The organism is Enterobacter sp. P82, assembly GCF_037053385.1.
Taxonomy (GTDB): domain Bacteria; phylum Pseudomonadota; class Gammaproteobacteria; order Enterobacterales; family Enterobacteriaceae; genus Enterobacter.
In genome coordinates this window covers 326882-348100 of sequence record NZ_JBALHX010000002.1, presented here as the reverse complement: position 1 = coordinate 348100, position 21219 = coordinate 326882, and the positions used below count along the sequence as shown (strand labels likewise).

The following is a 21219-nucleotide window of genomic DNA, read 5'->3' as shown; positions in this document are numbered from 1 at the left end:
ATGTGGGGCCAGTTTGAAGTTATGTGAAGGGACGGTGAAGTATCAGCGTGGCCATCACACCACCTTCATCACGATTTCGCAGTGTGATCTCCCCCTGGTGCAGACGCGCCACCTCCTGTACAAAGGCCAGCCCAAGGCCGCTGCTTTTCAATCCGTTGTCACGAGGAAGAGAGTAAAAACGTTCGAAAATTCGCGTCAGGGCATAATCCGGGATCCCGCTGCCGCTGTCGGTGACGGTAAAGTGTATCTGCTTGTCCCCTTCATGGGCTGCAAGCTGAACAGCCCCGCCCTCCGGCGTGAAGTCGATGGCATTATCCAGTAAATTACCCAATGCCTGTTCAAGCAGCTCCGCATCACCTTCCACACACAGCGCGGTGCTTTTACAGGTCAGGGTGATATTTTTAGCGGTCAGTAGCGTCGAGCGGGCGTCAGCTAGCCGCGCAAACAGCGCATCGACATCGACGCTTTTGGGGACAATCTCCACCCGATTTTCAAGCCGGGCCTGGGCAAGCAACTTTTCGACCAACGATTGCATACGCGCGTTTTGCACCAGGATGTTGTCGATAAACCGCCTGGCGACCTGCGGTGAGGGCTGCTCAGCAAGAATTTCCGCCGCGCCCCGGATTGCGGCCAGCGGACTTTTCAGCTCGTGGGTGAGCGAGTGGACATAGTGTTCAATGTAATTTTTCCCTTCCAGGCGAATACGCATATTCTCCAGCGCCTGCGCCAGCTTGCGCAGTTCACTGCTGCCGGGATTCGGTAATGGCAGAGGGGAATCGGTGGTAACCGCGTCAGCGTAGCGCGACAACGTACCGATAGAACGATTGATCCACCACGCCACAACAAGGCCAATCAGCAAAGCAATGCCAAGCAATGCACCACCCGCCCACAGGATCCGTCGCTCACTGCGATGGATAACAGGTGCCATCGCGCTGTTGGGTTTCCCGACCGACAGCACGCCAATAATCTTACCGTTGTCCACAACCGGAGCCGCAACATACATCACCGTGCTCTCTGGATCGTCAGGATTGCTCTGGGTGCTCCGCGCGCCGTATTCGCCACGCAGGGTCAGCCAGACATCGTTCCAGCGGGAGTAATCTTTCCCCACAGCCAGACCCGCGGAATCAAACACCACTCTGCCCTGCGCATCGGTCATGTAGACGTGGTATTCGTTGCGCACTTTATGAATGCCGCCGATATTGGCGCGGAAAGGCCGCTGATGAAGTTGTGAAAAGGCCTGCGCCAGTTTGCCCTGCTGCGCATTGCCCGAAAGGAGATCCTCGCGCCCGACTTCGGCGAGCAAGGTCGCGGTATCGATCAACGTCCCTTCAGTTGCCCTGCGCACACCGGGTTTCACTTCCTGAACAAAGATCGACAGCACAAACCACGCGGCGATACCCACGATCAGGAAGTACCCCAGCAGCAGCCGCATCCCAATGCGCATTAATAAAGCCCCAGGCTGTAGCCCATACCACGATGGGTGCTGATGGGTGAAAGCTCATCGTTCACCGCCCGCAGCTTGGCGCGCAGGGTTTTGATGTGGGTGTCCACGGTACGATCAAAACTGTCCCCGTCTTCGCCCCACACCTTGTCCATTAGCTGCTGGCGGGAGTACACACGTCCGGGAGCCTGTAACAATGTTTTAAGTAACAAAAACTCGTAGCGCGTGAGGGGTAACACTTCACCGCACCAGCTGATTCGTACCGCAGGTTCGTTCAGTTCAAACTGGCCGATACGCACAACATCCGAAGGCGCGGCTGATTTTTGCATCCGCCGTAAAATTGTCCGCACCCGGGCACACACTTCGCGCGGTGAGAAAGGTTTAGCGACGTAGTCATCAGCCCCCATCTCCAGACCGAGCAGTTTATCCACCTCGTCGCTTCGCGCCGTCAGAAACAGCACCGGCAACGCCGGATGCAGCGCCAGCAGTTGACGGCACAGCTCAAAGCCGCTGATATCCGGCAACCCGACATCAAGAATTGCCAGCGCGGGCACCTGCCGCCGCGCCTCTTCCAGCACAGGCAGACCGCGTTCAAACGCCTTCACCGCGAATCCTTCCTGCTGGAGCATGTAGATAAGTGTGTCAGCGATGCTGATTTCGTCTTCAACCAGCCAGACCACAGGTAGTTGCATGGTTCGTCCCTGAATTAACGCCACGGCATGATTGGCACCGCGCTAATTGCATTTTTCGGTGAACCTTCCACCACTTTGTCGGAATAAGCCAGGTAAGCCAGGGTGTTGCGTTTCGCATCGTAGAAACGTACTACCTGTAACTTTTTAAACACCAGCGAGGTCCGTTTCTGGAATACCACGTCGCCCTGCGCTTTACCGTTCTTAATTTTATCGCTTAACTCAACCGGACCCACCTGCTGGCAAGAGATTGCCGCATCGGAGGTATCTTCCGCCAGTCCCAGGCCACCTTTGATACCGCCGGTTTTCGCCCGGCTGACATAGCAGGTGACGTTCTTCACGTCCGGATCGTCAAACGCTTCGACCACAATTTTGTGGTCCGGGCCAAACATTTTGAACACGGTATCGACGGAACCAATCTGTTCTGCCTGCGCCACGCGCCCGACCATCAGCATCAACGCGGTGAGGATCAAAGTCTTGTATTTCATATTGTTACCATTCTTTAAAATTACACTGGGCGATTATTCAACACTTTAGACAAAAATGTAGCAAGATCACAGGATTAGAATATATTTGCCCACAATGTGCTCCAAAAAGCATGAATGCGCAAAAAAAACACTGAATGCTAAAACATCAAAAAATGCTATTATCCGCTAACCTGTTATCAGGCACCTGCTGTTTTAAGGATGAGGATAGTATATGGATCAGGCTGGAATTATTCGCGACCTGCTCACCTGGCTGGAAGGTCATCTCGACCAGCCTTTGTCACTGGATAATGTGGCGGCTAAAGCAGGCTATTCCAAGTGGCATCTGCAAAGGATGTTCAAGGATGTCACCGGTCATGCTATCGGGGCCTATATTCGCGCGCGTCGTCTGTCTAAGTCTGCTGTGGCATTGCGCCTGACGGCACGGCCGATTCTGGATATTGCCCTGCAATATCGTTTCGATTCGCAGCAAACCTTTACCCGAGCCTTTAAAAAACAGTTCTCGTTAACGCCAGCGCTTTATCGTCGCTCGCCTGACTGGAGCTCGTTTGGTATGCGTCCACCGCTGCGTCTGGGCGAGTTCGCGATGCCAAAATACGAAATTGTCACGTTGCCTGAAACCCATCTGATCGGTACGACGCAGAGCTACTCCTGTTCTCTGGAGCAGATTTCTGAGTTCCGTCATCAGATGCGCGTTCAGTTCTGGCGCGACTTCCTGAGCCACGCCCCGGCGATCCCGCCGATTCTGTATGGCCTCAACGAAACGCATCCAAGCCAGGAAAAAGACGACGAGCAGGAGGTGTTCTACACCACCGCGCTGACCCCAGAGATGGCCAATGGCTATATTCAGGGTTCGAAGCCTGTCGTGCTCGAAGGCGGCGAATACGTGATGTTCGCCTATGAAGGGCTGGGAACGGGCGTTCAGGAGTTTATCCTGACCGTTTACGGAACCTGCATGCCAATGCTGAATCTGAATCGCCGTAAAGGTCAGGACATTGAGCGCTACTACCCGGCGCAGGATGCCAAACCGGAAGAAGGCCCAATCAATCTGCGTATGGAATTCTTAATTCCGATTCGTCGTTAACGCTGCAGTTCGTCAAGTGCAGGGGCATCGAGATGCGAAATGTCCCCTGCCATTTCCACCACCCAGCCCGATGCCAGCCATGCGCTTTCCTGGTAATCAATCCGGGAAATGGAGCAGTTGCGCAGACGCAAACGGCGTTCAGCGTAAGCCGGTAACCCCAGAATGGTGCTCACCAGGCAACCCAAAGCAATCCCGTGACTCACCAGCAGCGGACGGCTTCCCGCCGGAAGCTTCAGGCATTCCGCCAGTGCGGCATGCATACGAACGCTCAGCTCTTGCATGGATTCGCCTTCAGGAATACGGCCATCTTCGGTACCGTTAACCAGCGTACGACGCCAGCCCTCCTCCTTCTCCGTCAGCGTATCAATATGGCGTTTTTCCAGCACGCCCATATCCAGCTCGCGCAGGCGCGGCTCAAGCATGACGTCACAGCCGCAGGCGTCCGCGATGATGCCTGCCGTCTGCTGCGTGCGACCGAGATCGCTGGTGATAACGTGGGTGATGCCCAGCGTCCGGGCGCGTTCCGCCACCTGCCACGCTTGCTGCACACCCTTTTCAGTGAGGGGACTGTCTGACTGGCCTTGAATACGTCGCTCGGCGTTCCACTGCGTTTCACCGTGGCGAACAAGGTATACCTGTAACATGCTTTTTTTCCGTTATACTGCGATGAGTTTTTTTTCGAATCGAGCTTAATTATGCACCATGTTGTCTCTGCTACCACTAATCCTGCCAAAATTCAGGCAATTCTAAGGGCATTTGAAGAGATCTTCGGCGAAGGATCCTGCCATATTGATGCTATCGGCGTCGAGAGTGGTGTTCCTGAACAGCCGTTTGGCAGCGAGGAAACGCGGGCTGGCGCACGAAATCGCGTCGCAAATGCCAAAGTTGCGGCGCCTGAGGCTGACTTCTGGGTGGCGATTGAAGCGGGTATCGACGAAGGCGCAACCTTTAGCTGGGTGGTGATTGAAAGCCGCGTACAGCGTGGTGAAGCGCGCTCGGCTACCCTCCCTCTGCCAGAGATCATTCTGGAAAAAGTCCGCGCGGGTGAAGCGCTGGGACCGGTGATGTCACAGTACACCGGCATTGATGAGATTGGTCGTAAAGAAGGGGCTATTGGCGTCTTTACTGCAGGCGCACTGACGCGTTCAGGCGTTTACCACCAGGCGGTGATCCTGGCCTTAAGCCCGTTCCATAACGCGATTTATCGCTGATCGCCCAACAGCACAGACTCCAGCCACTGACGCAGCTCAACCGGTGCCGATTTCAGGCTGTTCGATCCGCGGGTAATCGTTGCGATACCCGCGCCGAGCTCATTTTTGAGTTCACGCTGGCTCATTTCGCCGCGCAACAGCTCTTCAATGATCCGCACGCGCGTGCCCAGCGCTTCACGCTCATCTGGCGTGAGCATCAGCTGCATAAGGGGCAAATGCAAATCCTGATCGTAAGACTGGCGGAGCAACTCCACAAAACGAAGCCACTCCTGATGACGTTGTTCGGCCATTGCCGAGGAATACGGGGAATGCTGGGTCATGTTATGCTGCCTCTTGTACTCTTTAGCGAGTACAGCATAACACAACCCGCGCCGATCAGTAACGTCTCTGCCACTCGGCATCGCTCATCAGGGTATCTTTCTGCCCCATGAAGTAGCGATAGTAGGCATCATACGCCAGCACGTTCTTCACATAGCCACGCGTTTCCGAGAACGGAATACTCTCGACAAACGCCACGGCATCGATACGTCCGGCGCTGTTGCCAAGCCAGGTGCGCACGCGACCAGGGCCCGCGTTATACGCCGCAGACGAGAAGATACGGTTGTTACCGAACTGCTGATAAACATACTGCAGGTAGCTGGTACCGATATTGATGTTGGTATCCGGATCGAGAAGCTGTGACGGGCTACTGTACCCCGGGATATTAAACATCTTCACCGTGTGCGTTGCCGTGCCTGGCATAATCTGCATCAGACCGCTGGCACCCACCGGAGAACGAACTTTCGGGTTCCAGGCACTCTCCTGACGGGCAATCGCCATCGCATAGCTTTGCGGGATATCTTTACCACTGGTATAGCGCTCGAACAGATCTTTGTAAGCCAGCGGGAAACGCTCTTCGAGATGATCCCACAGCTTACCGGCGATCGTGGCCTGCACGCTCAGATCCCACCAGTGGTTATCAAACGCATAGCGGGCAAGCTGAGCTTTCTCGTCAGTAGTACGGCTGGTGACCAGATTCGCCCACTCGCTGCGCGCGGTGTTATCCATATTCCAGTACATTAGCTCGCGAACGCGCGCCATTTCAGGCCCCTGCGTCAATGCAGGGTTCGCATTGGCTGGCGCTTTATCAATACGGAAGGTGTACTCTTCACCCAGGCGTTGCGCGGCCGCCATCGGGTAGAACCCGCGCTGCTGCATCAGCGTATGGAGGATCTCTTTCGCTTCCTCATCACGTCCTCGCTCCATCAGCAGATCGGCCTGCCAGTAACGCCATTCGTCTTTCTCTTTCGCTTCCATCGGCAGGCGCGCAAGCCAGGTATTGAGCCCACGACGATCGCCTGAACCCAGCGCCATTCGCACGCGACGTTCCACCAGCGACATGGAGTTCGAACGCATAATGGCATCGTCTCGCCAGCGCGCCTGTTCGTCAGTCACATCCGTGCCCATCAGTCGCCACGCCACAATATCGCGCAACTCCTGGGTTTGCTCTTCGTTAAGTTGCTGCGCCTGCACCAGTTGCGGGATCATCAGCCGCGCGTTTTCCACATCGTCACGCGCCACGCTGGCAAAGGCTACCGCTGCCATCTGGCGGGTAAAATCGGTCGCGCCTGTGCTACGGGCAAAGGTCAGCACCGAGTTAGGATCGTTGGCCAGCCCAATCACCGCAGTGGAAATGGTTTGATAATCCGATGGCATCTGCCCCGCCAGCGCGGTGACCAGACGCGTGTTTCCGGCTTTCATCGCCAGGCGAATACGCTCCAGATACGCCAGTGGATCTTGCTTGCCAGAGGCGCGCCAGGCACCAAAGAGAGAGTCGCAGGCATTGGGCTGGTTTTTACCGGTCAACCACAGATCTTTGGCACCGTTCCACGCCTCTTCCTGCTGCCCCGTGGCCCATTTTGCGTAGTAATAGTTACACTGGGCTTCTGTGGTGTTCGGTTTTTCAGGGCTGAAAGCCAACAGCCCGCGCCAGTCTTCACGACGAGCCAGTTCATTCACAAAACGAGACTGTAACGTCCGCGCGGGAGGCAGGGTTGGGTTAGCCTGAATGAAATTATTCACCGCGACGGTCGGTTGATTCATGAGATCGTCTGTAAGCTGGCGATACTCCAGATACGGATACAGAGGGTAATCCTTCAGTGTCGGCATCAGCGCCTGCACGGTATCCATCTGCTTGTTGTCCCACGCCTGTTTGATCTGGGCGTAGCGATTACGTTGTTCATCCAGTGAATCGGCATGCACCGCCTGGCTTACCGCCATTACGCATACGCTGGCAGCGAGCAGACGCCAGACCACCTGTTTGGCTTTTTCCACAAGCTCTTCCTCTTTGTTTTTCGTCAATTGCAGCGTCTTGCCACGTCAAAGTCTAATCAACTTATGCTAACCAGGCATCCTGCAACGCGCCACGTCATGGACACTTTTTTACCTTTCTTGCGCGTTTTAACACTCCCGACGTTCCTGGCTGGGATTAGGTCGTGAAAAAGGCTACACTTCGAGGCTGAAATTCCTTCTCATTACGATAAAAGAGGCGAAGTCCAACGTGGCTCAATTCGTTTATACCATGCATCGTGTCGGCAAAGTGGTCCCGCCGAAACGTCATATTCTTAAAAATATCTCGCTGAGCTTCTTCCCGGGCGCAAAAATCGGTGTTCTGGGTCTCAACGGTGCCGGTAAGTCCACCCTGCTGCGCATCATGGCCGGCATCGATACAGACATCGAAGGTGAAGCCCGTCCGCAGCCTGGCATCAAGATTGGTTACCTGCCGCAGGAACCTCAGCTGAACCCGGAACACACCGTCCGCGAATCCGTTGAAGAAGCGGTGTCCGAAGTGGTTAACGCCCTGAAAGGTCTGGATGAAGTGTATGCTAAATACGCTGAGCCGGATGCTGACTTCGATAAACTGGCTGCTCAGCAAGGTAAATTTGAAGAAATTATCCAGGCACACGATGGTCACAACCTGAACGTGCAGCTGGAGCGCGCCGCTGACGCCCTGCGTCTGCCGGACTGGGATGCAAAAATCGCAAATCTGTCCGGTGGTGAACGCCGCCGTGTAGCGCTGTGCCGCCTGTTGCTGGAAAAACCAGACATGCTGCTGCTCGACGAACCAACCAACCACCTGGATGCAGAATCCGTGGCGTGGCTGGAGCGCTTCCTGCACGACTTCGAAGGCACCGTTGTGGCGATTACCCACGACCGTTACTTCCTCGACAACGTTGCAGGCTGGATCCTGGAGCTGGACCGTGGTGAAGGTATTCCATGGGAAGGTAACTACTCCTCCTGGCTGGAGCAGAAAGACCAGCGTCTGGCGCAGGAAGCCTCTCAGGAAGCGGCGCGTCGCAAGTCTATTGAGAAAGAGCTGGAGTGGGTTCGTCAGGGCGCGAAAGGCCGTCAGTCTAAGGGCAAAGCCCGTCTGGCACGCTTCGAAGAGCTGAACAATACCGAATACCAGAAACGTAACGAAACCAACGAACTGTTTATTCCACCTGGAGCACGTCTGGGGGATAAAGTGGTTGAAGTCAGCAATCTGCGTAAGTCTTACGGCGACCGCCTGCTGATCGACGATCTGAGCTTCTCTGTGCCGAAGGGCGCGATTGTCGGGATCATCGGTCCGAACGGCGCGGGTAAATCCACCCTGTTCCGCATGATGTCCGGTCAGGAACAACCTGACAGCGGCTCTATCACCCTGGGTGAAACCGTGAAGCTGGCGTCCGTTGACCAGTTCCGTGACGCGATGGATAACAGCAAAACCGTGTGGGAAGAGGTGTCCGGCGGTCTGGATATCATGCGTATCGGCAACACCGAGATGCCAAGCCGCGCCTATGTTGGCCGCTTTAACTTCAAAGGCACTGATCAGGGCAAACGCGTAGGCGAGCTGTCCGGTGGTGAGCGCGGTCGTCTGCACCTGGCGAAACTGCTGCAGGTGGGCGGTAACGTTCTGCTGCTCGATGAACCAACCAACGACCTGGACATCGAAACCCTGCGCGCGCTGGAAAACGCCCTGCTGGAGTTCCCGGGCTGCGCGATGGTGATCTCGCACGACCGTTGGTTCCTGGACCGTATCGCGACCCACATCCTGGACTACCAGGACGAAGGTAAGGTGGAGTTCTTCGAAGGTAACTTCACCGAATACGAAGAGTACAAGAAACGCACGCTGGGCGCAGACGCGCTGGAGCCGAAGCGTATTAAGTACAAGCGTATTGCTAAGTAAGTGTCTAAAAAGCCGGGTGGCGCTCACGCTTACCCGGCTTGTTTATTTGCCCACGTAATACCGCTTCACCTCATCGAACTGCATCGCAAACTCGATATAGCTCATCAGCGCAGGCGAATTCAGCTTGCGGCTCGGATAGGCCAGCCACAGGTCATTCCCCTCGACATTCCACTCAGGCAGCACTTTTACCAACGCGCCCTTCTCCACCTTATCTTCCAGCAGAAAAGCAGGCAGCAGCGTAATGCCGGCGCCAGCAATCGCGCACTCACGCGCGTACACCAGGTTATCCGTCATATGGGCGTTATCCGGCAGATAGCGGTAATCCTCACTCTCGCTGCGCAGCAGCCATTCAGACCAGGCTTTGTGGGTAATACAGCGGTGCTCCACCAGCTGGCGGGGATGCGTCAGCGGCTCCCGACGCGCGAGATATTCGGGCGAGGCCAGCATAAAGCGCGGACAGTGCCCGATCATCCGGCCAATCAGGGAGGAGTCCTGCGGCTTGCCGGTACGCAGCGCCACGTCAAATCCGGCCTCGACCAGATCCACCACGTCATCAGAGATCGACACATCCAGCGACACGTCAGGAAAGCTCAACTGGAATTCGGCGTTCATATGCGCCAGCAGCGTTGCGCCAATCCCTGCCGGGCAGGTGATCCTTAGCCGCCCACTCGGGTTTTCGCGCAGCCGTTGAATGGCGTACTCCGCACGCTCGCTGGCCGCCAGCATCTCACGGCAATGCACCAGATAGTGCTCCCCTGCATACGTCAGGTTTAACCTGCGCGTGGTACGGTTGAGCAAGCGGATCCCCACCTGCTGCTCAAGCTGGCTGATACGCTGACTGACGCTGGATTTCGGCAGTTCGGCCTTCTGCGCCGCAGCGGTAAAGCTTCCCATCTCTGCCACCAGCGCAAACAGCGCCATATCCTGCAGCTGTTTAAACATGATTGTTCACCCTGTACGAACGCTGAGTTCTCGATTGTCCATCTTATCATGCAGCTGACCACTTAATAGACTAGCCTCAACAAAACGCATTCCATTGAGGAGCACACCATGTCAGTTAAAGCCATTGCCGTTGACCCATCGAACCCTTCAGCCTTTATTGAGATTGCTCAACCGATGCCGCAACCCGGCGAGCACGACCTGCTGGTCGAGGTGAAGGCCGTTTCCATCAACCCGGTCGATACCAAAGTGCATGCCAGTATTGCCAGAAACGGTCTGCAGGAGCCGCGTATTCTCGGCTGGGATGCCAGCGGTATCGTTAAATCCGTTGGGGCTGGCGTTAGCGGATTTAAACCGGGTGATGAGGTGTGGTACGCAGGGGATATCACCCGTCCGGGCAGCAACACTACCCACCAGTTGATCGATGCGCGTATCGTCGGGCACAAACCGGCAAGCCTCAATTGGGCCGCCGCAGCTGCATTGCCACTGACCGCCCTGACAGCCTGGGAAGGATTATTCGAGCGGCTGAACATTCAGAATGCCGACGCGGATAAAACGCTGTTGATTATCGGCGGTGCGGGTGGCGTAGGATCGCTGGCGATCCCGTTTGCGAAGCACAACAGCAAGGTGAAGATCATCGCGACGGCATCAAGAGAGGATTCCGCCCAGTGGTGCCGCGATCGCGGTGCTGATGCGGTGGTGAACTACCGCGACCTGAAAGGTGAACTGGCAAAACAGGGGATCACCTTTGTGGATTACATTTTCATTCTCAACGACACCGATGGCCACTGGGATGCGGTCAGTGAGCTGATTGCACCGCAGGGGCATATCTGCTCCATCGTTGAGAATGCGCATCCGCTGAACCAGGATAAGCTGAAATCAAAATCTGCCGCCCTGCACTGGGAATTTATGTACACCCGCAGCATGTACCAGACAGCCGATATGGCACGTCAGGGGGAGATCCTCAATGAGGTGGCGAAACTGGTAGATAACGGTGTGGTAGAGAGTTCGCTGAGTGAGACACTGCACGGGCTGAGCGTGGAAAGCATTACCGAGGCGCACCGTAAAGTGCTGGACGGGCATATGCGCGGGAAAGTGGTGGTTGAGTTCTGAGTGGTCTGATTCCCTCACCCTGGCCCTCTCCCAACGGGAGAGGGCGGTTAACGCTTACCCCTGCTCCCCCATCATCTCCTTCACCAGCTCGACGCAGCGCAGGAAACGGGAGTCGTAATCTGACTCTTCAACATGCACAAACTCAACGTTGTTCTCATTGAGCATATCCACCAGCATGGTCTGGAATTCCCGCCTGTCCACGGAGCTGCCGAGGCTGCGCATCCCGTCAGCCACCCACGGGGTGTTGTTTTCCAGCAGGATCACCAGGTCAAAGCGGTATTCATCAATCAGCGCCTGCACGAACGGGTGCTCACGCCCTTCATATTTTTTACAAAACGCCTGAGTGGTGACGAAATCAGTATCAATGAATGCCACTTTATTCGCGTATTTCACCGCGAAATCAATGTACTGGGCATGACCGAGCGCGATTTTGTCGTAGTCGGAATACTGCAGCGCCATCTCGTCTCCCCCCAGATGGGAGAAGACGTAATCGCGGCCGTATTCCCACGCGCTGGTGGTGTTGAAGATATTCGCCAGTTTGTTAACCAGCGTTGATTTCCCGCTCGACTCACCGCCCAGAATGGCGACGGTGCGGACAAAGAACGGTTTCACTTCAGTTGGGATGTAATCCCAGTAGCGGAACGGGTTTTCGCGGATTTGCGCCCCGCTGATGTTCATAAATGTCCGTTTCGGATCAATCAGCACCGTTTCAATACCCAGATGCTCGCGGAACTGCGGCGCGTCTGACTCTTCAGAGGTGTAGATCCAGTTCGGGGTAATGCCCTTCTCTTCCATGAACGCTTTGACACCGTTGCTCCACACGTCCCAGCCGTGCGGATACGGTTCCATGCCCTCTTCATTAAAGGCATGGATGCGGATATTTTTCTGATATTTGAAGGTCTGAAGTAGCCAGCGCAGACGGTCCGGCACGGTCGGCTGCTGCGACATGGCGCTGTCTTCAAACAGCTGGCGATCGCGGGTTTCGTCGTAGCCCATGATGATGTGCAGCTCGTCAACCTGGCTACAGGCGCGCTGAATCAGATAGATGTGCCCGGTATGCAGCGGGTAAAACTTGCCGAACACCACGCCGATGTTCTTTTGCATACGCGGGAATTCCAGCCCCAGAAAGCGATGTAACGCCTCCAGCTTTTGCGCGCTGGGACTTTTGATTTTGGCGTTCAGCAGTTGGCTAAGGTAGCCTTTGGTCATACCGCTGGCGTCCGCCACCTGCTGCAGCGTGCAGCCCTTCTGGCGGATTGCGGTCTTAATGTAGTCAAATGATGACATCAATTACGGTGCCTCCTGCAAAATCGAATACGTAATTATAAGTCGTCAAAGACATTTAACGCATCTGCGAGTTTCTTAACGCCAAAAACCTGCATCCCTTCCGGGATTTTTTTCGGCACGTTAGCGGCGGGTACAATCGCCCGGCGGAAGCCGTGTTTTGCCGCCTCGGAGATACGCTCCTGGCCGCTTGGTACCGGACGGATCTCTCCAGCCAGACCAACCTCGCCAAACACCACCAGATCCTGCGGCAGCGGCCTGTCTCGCAGGCTGGAGACCATCGCCAGCAGCAGCGCCAGGTCTGCACTGGTCTCAGTGACTTTAACGCCGCCGACCACGTTAACGAAGACGTCCTGATCCGCCATCTGCAACCCACCGTGACGGTGCAGCACCGCCAGCAGGATCGCCAGGCGGTTCTGTTCCAGACCGACCGCCACGCGCCGTGGGTTGCCCATCATCGACACGTCAACCAGCGCCTGAATTTCAACGAGCAGCGGGCGCGTCCCTTCCCACAGCACCATCACCGAGCTGCCGGAGGTGATTTCATCACCGCGACTCAGGAAGATGGCCGACGGGTTGCTGACTTCGCGCAGCCCCTGCTCGGTCATGGCAAATACGCCCAGTTCGTTCACCGCCCCGAAGCGGTTTTTATGGCTACGCAGGGTACGGAAGCGGGAATCTGCGTCGCCGTCGAGCATCACGGAGCAGTCGATACAGTGTTCGAGCACCTTCGGCCCCGCCAGCGAGCCATCTTTGGTGACGTGGCCGACCATCACAATCGCCACGCCGCGCGTTTTAGCAAAGCGCGTCAGATAGGCCGCAGTTTCACGCACCTGCGCCACGCTGCCAGGCGAGGACTGAATATCCGCCATGTGCATCACCTGGATGGAGTCGATCACCATCAGCTTCGGCTGCTCTTCTTCGGCAATCATGCAGATCTGCTCAATGCTGGTTTCCGAAAGCATATTCAGATTGCCGGTTGGCAGGCCAAGGCGGTGCGCGCGCATTGCTACCTGCTGCAGGGACTCTTCCCCCGTGACGTACAGGGTTTTCATCTGCTCGGCGAGCTTACAGAGCGTTTGCAGCAGCAGGGTGGATTTACCCGCGCCCGGGTTACCGCCGATCAGGATGGCGCTGCCCGGCACCACGCCGCCGCCGAGCACGCGGTCAAACTCTTTGAACCCGGTGGAGAAGCGCGGCAGCTCTTCGAGGCTGATATCCGAGAGCTTTTGCACCTTCGCCACGCCCGCGTTACCGGCGTAACCGCTCAGGCGCTCGTTGCGCGCCACGCTCGGCGAAGCCGCCACACCACGCACTTCGGTGATGGTGTTCCAGGCATGACAGGCGCTGCATTGCCCCTGCCAGCGCGGATAATCCGCACCACATTCATTACAGACAAATGCGCGTTTTGGAGCTTTCGCCACGGTTTACCTCGTTATTTCTGATTAAGGCTGCCAGAGAGAATGCAGAACACTCCCATCAGGTCAGCATGACGGATAGTCACTTCCGTCTTTTCGTTCACTTTCGGCTTAGCATGATAGGCAATGCCAAGCCCGGCGGCTTTGATCATCGGCAGATCGTTCGCGCCATCGCCGATGGCGACAGTCTGGACGTGCGGAATTTCATATTTTTCCGCCAGACGGGTCAGGGTGTTGGCTTTGTACTGAGCATCCACGATATCGCCGATCACCTGGCCGGTCAGCTTGCCATCCATGATCTCCAGCTCGTTGGCCACAACGGTGGTCAGATGCAGTTTTTCCCGCAAATAATCCGCGAAGAAAGTAAAGCCACCGGAGGCAATCGCGACTTTCCAGCCTAACGACTGCAGCTTCAGTACCAGTTGGGTCAGCCCTGGCATCAGCGGCAGCACGTCGCGTACCTGACGCAGAATGTTGGCATCGGCCCCTTTCAGGGTCGCCACGCGCTGTCTCAGGCTGGCGGTGAAGTCCAGTTCTCCGCGCATCGCACGCTCGGTGACTTCCGCCACCAGATCGCCGCTGCCTGCCAGTTTGGCAATCTCGTCGATACATTCGATCTGGATTGCGGTGGAGTCCATATCCATCACCAGCAGGCCCGGCGTTTTCAGGTGCGGAATTTTACCCAGTGGGGCAACGTCCAGCCCGGCGTCATGCGCCAGGCGTGTCGCACGTTGCGTCAGGGAGCCTGCCAGACGAATGACCTGATAATCCTCGACACACCAGGCGGCGACAATGACCATCGCGGCACCCAGTTTGGTTTGATATTGGGTAAGGCGTTGCTTATCCAGGCCGCGTCCGTACAGCAGCCAGCCGCTACGGCCAGCGTGGTAATCCAGAGGCATCACCTCATCGCCACTAAGAGAGAGCGGCAATCCTGGCCATAAAGAGACATCCGTTGGCAGGTCACACCAGGTAATGTTCGGCATTAAAGCTCCTGTAATTTCGTTCGCGCCGGAAGGTTCCAGAGGGAAAATAACGCATGAGGCTACCTTGTAACCATCACTTCTGGCAACATTAAGCCCTAAATTTTCAGCAGGTGGAATATGGCTCGCGCAAAACTGAAATTCCGGCTTCATCGCGCCGTGATTGTCCTTTTCTGTCTCGCACTCCTCGTGGTGCTGATGCAGGGGGCGTCGTGGTTTAGCCAGAATCATCAACGGCAACGTAACCCACAGTTTGAAGAGCTGGCCCGCACGCTGGCGCGTCAGGTGACACTCAACGTCGCACCCTATATGCGTACTGAGACGCCGGACGATAAACGAATCGGTCAGGTCTTACGTCAGCTCACTGAAAACAGTCGTATTCTGGATGCGGGCGTTTATGACGAGCAGGGAGATCTGATTGCCCGCGCCGGTGAACATGTCGACGTGCGCGACAGGCTGGCACTGGACGGCAAAAAAGCCGGAGGCTATTTCAACCAGCAGATTGTCGAACCAGTCCAGGGCAAAAATGGTCCACTGGGGTATCTGCGTATGACGCTCGACACCCACACCCTGCCAACCGAAGCCAAACAGGTGGATAACACCACCAATATTCTCCGCCTGATGCTGCTGCTCTCTCTGGCTATTGGCGTCGTGCTGGCACGCACGTTGCTGCAGGGCAAGCGCACCCGCTGGCAACAGTCGCCGTTTCTGCTGACCGCAAGCAAGTCGATTCCCGAAGAGGAAGAGAGCGAGAAGAAAGATTAATGATAAAATAGGCGGACGCCCCGGAAAAGGAACTCTGCCATGACGACGTTACGCCTGCTTATCTCTGACTCTTACGATCCCTGGTTTAATCTCGCGGTAGAAGAGTGCATCTTCCGCCAGATGCCCGCCACCCAACGCGTACTGTTTCTCTGGCGCAACGCGGATACGGTGGTCATCGGTCGCGCGCAAAACCCGTGGAAAGAGTGTAATACGCGGCGTATGGAAGAGGACAACGTCCGCCTGGCGCGCAGAAGCAGCGGCGGCGGCGCGGTGTTTCACGATCTGGGCAATACCTGCTTTACCTTTATGGCGGGCAAACCGGAGTACGACAAAACCATCTCAACATCCATCGTCCTGAACGCCCTGAATGCGCTCGGCGTGACGGCAGAGGCCTCCGGGCGTAACGATCTGGTGGTGAAAACCGCTGAAGGCGACCGGAAAGTTTCGGGCTCAGCTTATCGCGAAACGATGGATCGCGGCTTCCACCACGGCACCCTTCTTCTGAATGCCGATCTCAGCCGCCTGGCGAACTACCTGAACCCGGACAAGAAAAAACTACAGGCCAAAGGGATTACCTCCGTGCGCGGCCGCGTGGCGAATTTGGTCGACCTGCTGCCGGGGATTACTCACGAGCAGATTTGTAATGCGATCCGTGACGCTTTCTTTGAACATTATGGCGAGCGCGCAGAAGCAGAAGTGATCTCCCCTGACAAAACCCCGGACCTGCCCAACTTTGCCGGGACGTTTGCCCGTCAGAGCAGCTGGGAGTGGAACTTCGGTCAGGCTCCTGCATTTTCTCACCTGCTGGATGAGCGTTTTACCTGGGGCGGCGTGGAGCTGCATTTTGACGTGGAGAAAGGCCATATCACCCGCACGCAGGTGTTTACCGATAGCCTGAATCCGGCACCGCTGGAAGCACTTGCGGCACGTTTACAGGGCTGTTTGTATCGGGCGGATATGCTGCAACAGGAATGCGAGGTGTTGATCGGGGATTTCCCGGCGCAGGAGAAAGAGTTGCGAGAATTATCGGTGTGGATAGCACAGGCCGTGCGCTAGATGCGGTCTGGTACCCTCATCCCTCCCTCTCCCAACGGGAGAGGGAGGGAAGAGACAGAATTACTCTTTATCGCCCAGCAGAACGGATTCCAGCGCGATTTTGATCATGTCGTTGAAGGTGGTCTGACGTTCGGCAGCGGTGGTCTGCTCGTGAGTACGGATGTGGTCAGACACGGTGCAGATGGTCAGTGCTTTCGCCCCAAACTCAGCTGCCACACCGTAGATGCCCGCAGCTTCCATTTCCACGCCCAGGATGCCGTATTTTTCCATCACATCGAACATCTCGCCGCCGTCTGGCGCATAGAACAGGTCAGCAGAGAAGAGGTTACCTACGCGAGCGTCAACGCCCAGCGCTTTTGCTGCGTCAACGGCGTTACGCACCATGCCAAAGTCTGCAATTGCAGCAAAGTCATGATCTTTGAAACGCATGCGGTTGACTTTAGAATCGGTGCAGGCACCCATACCAATCACCACATCACGCAGTTGAACGTCCATGCGCACAGCCCCGCAGGAGCCCACACGGATGATTTTCTTCACGCCGAAATCGGTGATCAGCTCTTTGGTGTAGATGGAGCAGGATGGGATACCCATACCGTGGCCCATAACGGAGATTTTGCGACCTTTGTAAGTCCCGGTGAAGCCCAGCATGCCGCGAACGTTGTTCACTTCACGCACGTCTTCGAGGAAAGTTTCTGCAATGTGCTTCGCGCGCAGCGGGTCACCCGGCATCAATACGACGTCAGCGAAATCACCCATTTCTGCGTTAATGTGAGGAGTTGCCATCTTCAGTTCCTTTTAAATTGTTTATTCTTTTCACCCTCTCCCTGTGGGAGAGGGTTGGGTGAGGGCATCAGACCGCACCCAACATGATTCAGAACATGGCCTTGCCATATTCCATGTCGGACGTACCAAAGTATTTCGCCAGGGTCTGGCCGATATCCGCGAAGCTTTCACGGTGACCAAGGGAGCCTGGTTTCACTTTCGGGCCGTACACCAGCACAGGAATGTGCTCACGGGTGTGATCGGTACCAGTCCAGGTTGGGTCACAGCCGTGGTCCGCAGTCAGGATCAGAATGTCATCTTCACCCACCAGCTCCATCAGCTCCGGCAGGCGGCGGTCGAACAACTCCAGGCCCGCTGCATAACCGGCAACATCACGACGGTGGCCCCAGGAAGAGTCGAAGTCGACGAAGTTGGTGAAGACAATGGTCTTGTCACCCGCCTCTTTCATCTCTTTGATGGTGGCATCAAACAGCGCATCCAGACCGGTGGCTTTCACTTTTTTGGTGATGCCGCAGTTGGCGTAGATATCCGCAATTTTACCCACGGACACCACATGACCGTCTTTCTCTTCAACCAGTTTTTGCAGCACGGTTGGTGCTGGCGGCTCAACGGCCAGATCGTGACGGTTACCGGTACGCTGGAAGTTACCCGCTTTGTCGCCGATAAACGGACGTGCGATAACGCGACCAATGTTGTACCCGCCTTCGGTCAGCTCTTCACGGGCGATTTCGCACAGCTCGTAGAGTTTATCCAGGCCGTAGGTTTCTTCGTGACAGGCAATCTGGAACACCGAGTCAGCAGAGGTATAGAAAATCGGTTTGCCGGTTTTCATATGCTCTTCACCAAGCTCATCCAGGATCACAGTACCGGAAGAGTGGCAGTTACCGAGGTAGCCCGGCAGGTTTGCACACTTAACCAGCTTGTCCAGCAGTTCCTGCGGGAAGCTGTTCTGATGATCAGAGAAGTAGCCCCAGTCGAACAGAACCGGCACACCGGCGATTTCCCAGTGACCAGACGGGGTATCTTTACCCGAAGAGAGTTCATGCGCCCAGGCATAGGCACCCACCACTTCCGCGTTGCCGTCCATTCCCGCAGCAATTTTACCGGTAGAACCTTCGTGGGCTTTCACCAACCCAAGGCTGGTCAGGTTTGGCAGAGTCAGAGGGCCTTTACGACCGTTGTCCGCTTCGCCTTTGGCACAGGCTTCAGCGATGTGACCCATGGTATCGGAACCCACGTCACCAAAACGTTCTGCATCTTCGGTTGCGCCGATGCCGAATGAGTCCAGCACCATAATAAATGCACGTTTCATAATTGTTCTCCGTACGTAGTGCTTAAAAATGATTGATCAGATCAGTATACCGCTATTCAGTGATACGACGATAGACCGTTGGTGTGCTTTCCGGTGCTTTATCGTCGAGTGTAATGGCCGCTTTAACGGCTTTCGCCGCTTCCTGCCAGCTGGCTTCATCTTTGGCGTGGATCACCGCCAGCGGACGTTGTCCGTCAACGCTGTCGCCCAGTCGGGCCATATCGGTAAAGCCGACGCTGTAATCAATCATGTCCGATGCCTGGCGACGGCCGCCGCCCATTGAGACAACCGCCATGCCGAGTGCACGGGTATCCATGGCTGACACAAAGCCTTCGCTATCGGCATAGACCGCTTTGCTGAGCGTCGCCGTTGGCAGGTATTTCGCGTAGTTTTCCACGAAATCAGTTGGACCTTTCTGCGCCGCCACCATGCGGCCAAAGATCTCCGCCGCTTTGCCGTTATCCAGCACCGCCTGCAGTTTCGCGCGCGCGTCTGCATCATCTTTGGCAAGCTTGCCGGAGATTAACATCTCAACGCACAGCGCCATGGTGACGTCGAACAGACGCGGGTTGCGGTATTCACCAGTCAGGAATTGTACGGCTTCACGCACTTCAACGGCGTTACCTGCACTGGAGGCCAGGACCTGGTTCATGTCGGTGAGCAGTGCAGTGGTGCGCACGCCGGCACCGTTGGAGACGCCAACGATCGCTTCGGCAAGCTGGGCAGAAAGTTCATAGGTTGGCATAAACGCGCCGCTACCTACTTTTACATCCATCACCAGCGCGTCCAGCCCTTCGGCCAGTTTCTTCGCCAGGATAGAGGCGGTGATCAGCGGGATGGAGTCAACGGTCGCAGTGATATCGCGGGTGGCATAGAAACGCTTATCTGCCGGAGCAAGAGAGCTGGTCTGGCCGATAATCGCCACACCAACGTCTTTAATAATGTCGCGGAAGCGGTTGTCATCCGGGAAGATATCGAAGCCCGGAATGGCTTCCAGTTTGTCGAGCGTACCACCGGTATGGCCGAGGCCGCGCCCGGAGATCATCGGGATGTAACCCCCACAGGCCGCCACCATTGGGCCGAGCATCAGGGAAGTCACATCACCTACGCCACCTGTGGAGTGCTTGTCCACAATCGGGCCGTTAAGGTTCAGGCTCTTCCAGTCGAGAACGGTTCCTGAATCTCGCATCGCCATCGTCAGCGAGACCCGCTCAGGCATCGACATATCGTGGAAGAAAATGGTCATCGCCAGCGCAGCGATCTGCCCTTCAGAGACGGTGTTATCACGAATACCGTTGATAAAGAAGCGGATCTCTTCGTCGCTTAATGCATGACCATCACGTTTTTTACGAATAATTTCTTGTGCGAGAAACACGGTAACCTCCCGAAATAAGCCGGGATCGCTTCGCGTCACCCGGCAATTCAAACCTTAGTAGCTGCTTGCGCTCTTACCATCGCCGTGACCCAGCGCTTTCAGCAGGCTGGCCAGCAGGCTGGATGCACCAAAGCGATAGTGACGGGAATCTGCCCATTCAGCGCCGAACAGTTCATCCGCAATGGCCAGGAACTGCTGTGCATCTTCCGCGGTGCGTACGCCGCCCGCTGGTTTAAAACCAACAGTTTTGGACACGCCCATATCGCGGATCACTTCCATCATGATGCGTGCGCTTTCCGGGGTGGCATTCACTGGCACTTTACCGGTAGAGGTTTTGATGAAATCAGCACCCGCCTTGATGGAGATTTCAGATGCTTTACGAATCAGGGCTTCTTCTTTCAGCTCACCGGTTTCGATGATCACTTTCAGCAGTACGTTTGCCGCAGCACACGCGTCTTTACAGGCTTTCACCAGGTCAAAACCGACCTGCTCGTTGCCCGCGATCAACGCACGGTATGGGAATACCACGTCAACTTCATCTGCACCGTAAGCAATAGCTGCGCGAGTTTCTGCCAGCGCGATCTCGATATCGTCGTTGCCGTGGGGGAAGTTAGTCACGGTTGCAATACGCACGTCCGGCGTGCCCTGCTCTTTCAGCGTTTTACGGGCAATCGGGATAAAGCGCGGGTAGATACAGATAGCAGCGGTGTTACCGACGGGCGTTTTCGCCTGATGGCACAGGGCGATGACTTTTTCATTGGTGTCGTCATCGTTCAGGGTGGTCAGGTCCATCAGTTTCAACGCGCGCAGGCTGCTTGCAGTTAAATCGGTCATAACATTCTCCAACGGCAGTGCCGTATAAATTTTACCTTGCGGGTCTGTGAGTATTCTAACATTCACCCGCATCTACACTTCGACATTCATCACAGTTAATGAAAACTACGTACAAATTTGCATTACTGTAATGAGATCTTCTTCAAACTTTATCGTGCTAATTGCCGACTAAAGCAGCAATACCCCCTGTCGGATCAAAAGCCACAACAGGTTGGCTTCCTACAATCCGTTCATCATCCG

At 55.8% G+C, this 21219-nt stretch carries 20 protein-coding genes; 6 read left to right on the top strand and 14 right to left on the bottom strand.

The genetic code is table 11. The features are described from left to right. Window positions 1-19 precede the first annotated feature (19 nt). Genes creC through creA form a run of 3 tightly spaced genes read right to left on the bottom strand, consistent with a single transcriptional unit; the run spans window position 20 to window position 2618 of the window. The gene (gene creC / locus WB237_RS14510) at window positions 20-1444 is read right to left on the bottom strand and encodes a two-component system sensor histidine kinase CreC (RefSeq protein WP_336214098.1); all 1425 of its coding nucleotides are present in this window, start codon (window positions 1442-1444) and stop codon (window positions 20-22) included. Next, window positions 1444-2133 (bottom strand): two-component system response regulator CreB, encoded by a 690-nt coding sequence (gene creB, locus WB237_RS14505; protein WP_336214096.1) that lies wholly within the window; start codon window positions 2131-2133, stop codon window positions 1444-1446. Before creB ends, creC begins: the two co-directional genes overlap by 1 nt. 14 nt (window positions 2134-2147) lie before the next feature. Then, complete coding sequence (gene creA, locus WB237_RS14500; protein WP_336214094.1) at window positions 2148-2618, bottom strand: protein CreA; 471 nt, start codon at window positions 2616-2618, stop codon at window positions 2148-2150. 211 nt (window positions 2619-2829) lie between these two features. Here creA and robA point away from each other — a divergent pair, with 211 nt between their 5' ends. Then, window positions 2830-3699, top strand: coding sequence for an MDR efflux pump AcrAB transcriptional activator RobA (robA, locus tag WB237_RS14495; protein ID WP_028016611.1), 870 nt, complete (start codon window positions 2830-2832; stop codon window positions 3697-3699). Here the strand turns inward: robA and gpmB are convergent. Continuing rightward, window positions 3696-4343 carry a 2,3-diphosphoglycerate-dependent phosphoglycerate mutase GpmB gene (gene gpmB / locus WB237_RS14490; RefSeq protein WP_336214091.1) on the bottom strand — a complete coding sequence of 216 codons (648 nt, stop codon included), beginning with the start codon at window positions 4341-4343 and terminating at the stop codon, window positions 3696-3698. The two genes, robA and gpmB, sit on opposite strands and share 4 nt — an antisense overlap. Before the next feature lie 51 nt (window positions 4344-4394). Here gpmB and yjjX point away from each other — a divergent pair, with 51 nt between their 5' ends. Then, complete coding sequence (gene yjjX / locus WB237_RS14485; RefSeq protein ID WP_336214088.1) at window positions 4395-4910, top strand: inosine/xanthosine triphosphatase; 516 nt, start codon at window positions 4395-4397, stop codon at window positions 4908-4910. On the opposite strand, the gene trpR is transcribed toward yjjX, so the two are convergent. Both trpR and sltY read right to left on the bottom strand, forming a co-directional pair. Then, window positions 4901-5230 carry a trp operon repressor gene (trpR, locus tag WB237_RS14480; protein ID WP_080328985.1) on the bottom strand — a complete coding sequence of 110 codons (330 nt, stop codon included), beginning with the start codon at window positions 5228-5230 and terminating at the stop codon, window positions 4901-4903. The two genes, yjjX and trpR, sit on opposite strands and share 10 nt — an antisense overlap. A gap of 55 nt (window positions 5231-5285) precedes the next feature. After that, entirely contained in the window at window positions 5286-7223 is a 1938-nt protein-coding gene (gene sltY / locus WB237_RS14475; protein ID WP_336214085.1) for a murein transglycosylase, read from the bottom strand. A gap of 226 nt (window positions 7224-7449) precedes the next feature. On the opposite strand from sltY, the gene ettA reads away from it, so the two are divergent. Further along, window positions 7450-9117, top strand: coding sequence for an energy-dependent translational throttle protein EttA (gene ettA / locus WB237_RS14470; protein ID WP_028016606.1), 1668 nt, complete (start codon window positions 7450-7452; stop codon window positions 9115-9117). Between the two features lie 42 nt (window positions 9118-9159). On the opposite strand, the gene WB237_RS14465 is transcribed toward ettA, so the two are convergent. Continuing rightward, the gene (locus tag WB237_RS14465) at window positions 9160-10059 is read right to left on the bottom strand and encodes a LysR family transcriptional regulator (protein ID WP_336214083.1); all 900 of its coding nucleotides are present in this window, start codon (window positions 10057-10059) and stop codon (window positions 9160-9162) included. A 108-nt stretch (window positions 10060-10167) separates the two neighbouring features. On the opposite strand from WB237_RS14465, the gene WB237_RS14460 reads away from it, so the two are divergent. Continuing rightward, window positions 10168-11169 carry a zinc-binding alcohol dehydrogenase family protein gene (locus tag WB237_RS14460; protein WP_336214081.1) on the top strand — a complete coding sequence of 334 codons (1002 nt, stop codon included), beginning with the start codon at window positions 10168-10170 and terminating at the stop codon, window positions 11167-11169. A gap of 54 nt (window positions 11170-11223) precedes the next feature. Here WB237_RS14460 and nadR read toward each other — a convergent pair whose 3' ends face one another. From nadR to serB, 3 genes are read right to left on the bottom strand one after another with little or no spacing between them, the layout of a single operon-like run. Then, the gene (gene nadR, locus WB237_RS14455) at window positions 11224-12456 is read right to left on the bottom strand and encodes a multifunctional transcriptional regulator/nicotinamide-nucleotide adenylyltransferase/ribosylnicotinamide kinase NadR (protein ID WP_028016603.1); all 1233 of its coding nucleotides are present in this window, start codon (window positions 12454-12456) and stop codon (window positions 11224-11226) included. Window positions 12457-12491: 35 nt separating this feature from the next. Beyond that, on the bottom strand, window positions 12492-13877 hold the full coding sequence (radA, locus tag WB237_RS14450) for a DNA repair protein RadA (protein WP_014068810.1): 1386 nt from the start codon (window positions 13875-13877) through the stop codon (window positions 12492-12494). Between the two features lie 11 nt (window positions 13878-13888). Next, window positions 13889-14857, bottom strand: a complete 969-nt coding sequence (serB, locus tag WB237_RS14445; protein ID WP_028016602.1) for a phosphoserine phosphatase — start codon at window positions 14855-14857, stop codon at window positions 13889-13891. A 117-nt stretch (window positions 14858-14974) separates the two neighbouring features. On the opposite strand from serB, the gene WB237_RS14440 reads away from it, so the two are divergent. Both WB237_RS14440 and lplA read left to right on the top strand, forming a co-directional pair. After that, window positions 14975-15619, top strand: coding sequence for a YtjB family periplasmic protein (locus tag WB237_RS14440; protein WP_028016601.1), 645 nt, complete (start codon window positions 14975-14977; stop codon window positions 15617-15619). Window positions 15620-15658: 39 nt separating this feature from the next. Then, window positions 15659-16675 (top strand): lipoate--protein ligase LplA, encoded by a 1017-nt coding sequence (gene lplA / locus WB237_RS14435; RefSeq protein WP_336214075.1) that lies wholly within the window; start codon window positions 15659-15661, stop codon window positions 16673-16675. A gap of 60 nt (window positions 16676-16735) precedes the next feature. Here the strand turns inward: lplA and deoD are convergent, their stop codons facing one another. The 4 genes from deoD to deoC all read right to left on the bottom strand — a co-directional run bounded on the left by deoD (window position 16736) and on the right by deoC (window position 20979). Beyond that, entirely contained in the window at window positions 16736-17458 is a 723-nt protein-coding gene (gene deoD / locus WB237_RS14430; protein WP_028016599.1) for a purine-nucleoside phosphorylase, read from the bottom strand. An 88-nt stretch (window positions 17459-17546) separates the two neighbouring features. After that, window positions 17547-18770 carry a phosphopentomutase gene (gene deoB, locus WB237_RS14425; protein ID WP_336214070.1) on the bottom strand — a complete coding sequence of 408 codons (1224 nt, stop codon included), beginning with the start codon at window positions 18768-18770 and terminating at the stop codon, window positions 17547-17549. Between the two features lie 52 nt (window positions 18771-18822). After that, complete coding sequence (deoA, locus tag WB237_RS14420) at window positions 18823-20145, bottom strand: thymidine phosphorylase (protein WP_049005216.1); 1323 nt, start codon at window positions 20143-20145, stop codon at window positions 18823-18825. A 54-nt stretch (window positions 20146-20199) separates the two neighbouring features. After that, window positions 20200-20979: a deoxyribose-phosphate aldolase gene (gene deoC, locus WB237_RS14415; RefSeq protein ID WP_032666764.1), complete on the bottom strand. Its 780-nt coding sequence runs from the start codon at window positions 20977-20979 to the stop codon at window positions 20200-20202. Between the last annotated feature and the right edge of the window lie 240 nt (window positions 20980-21219).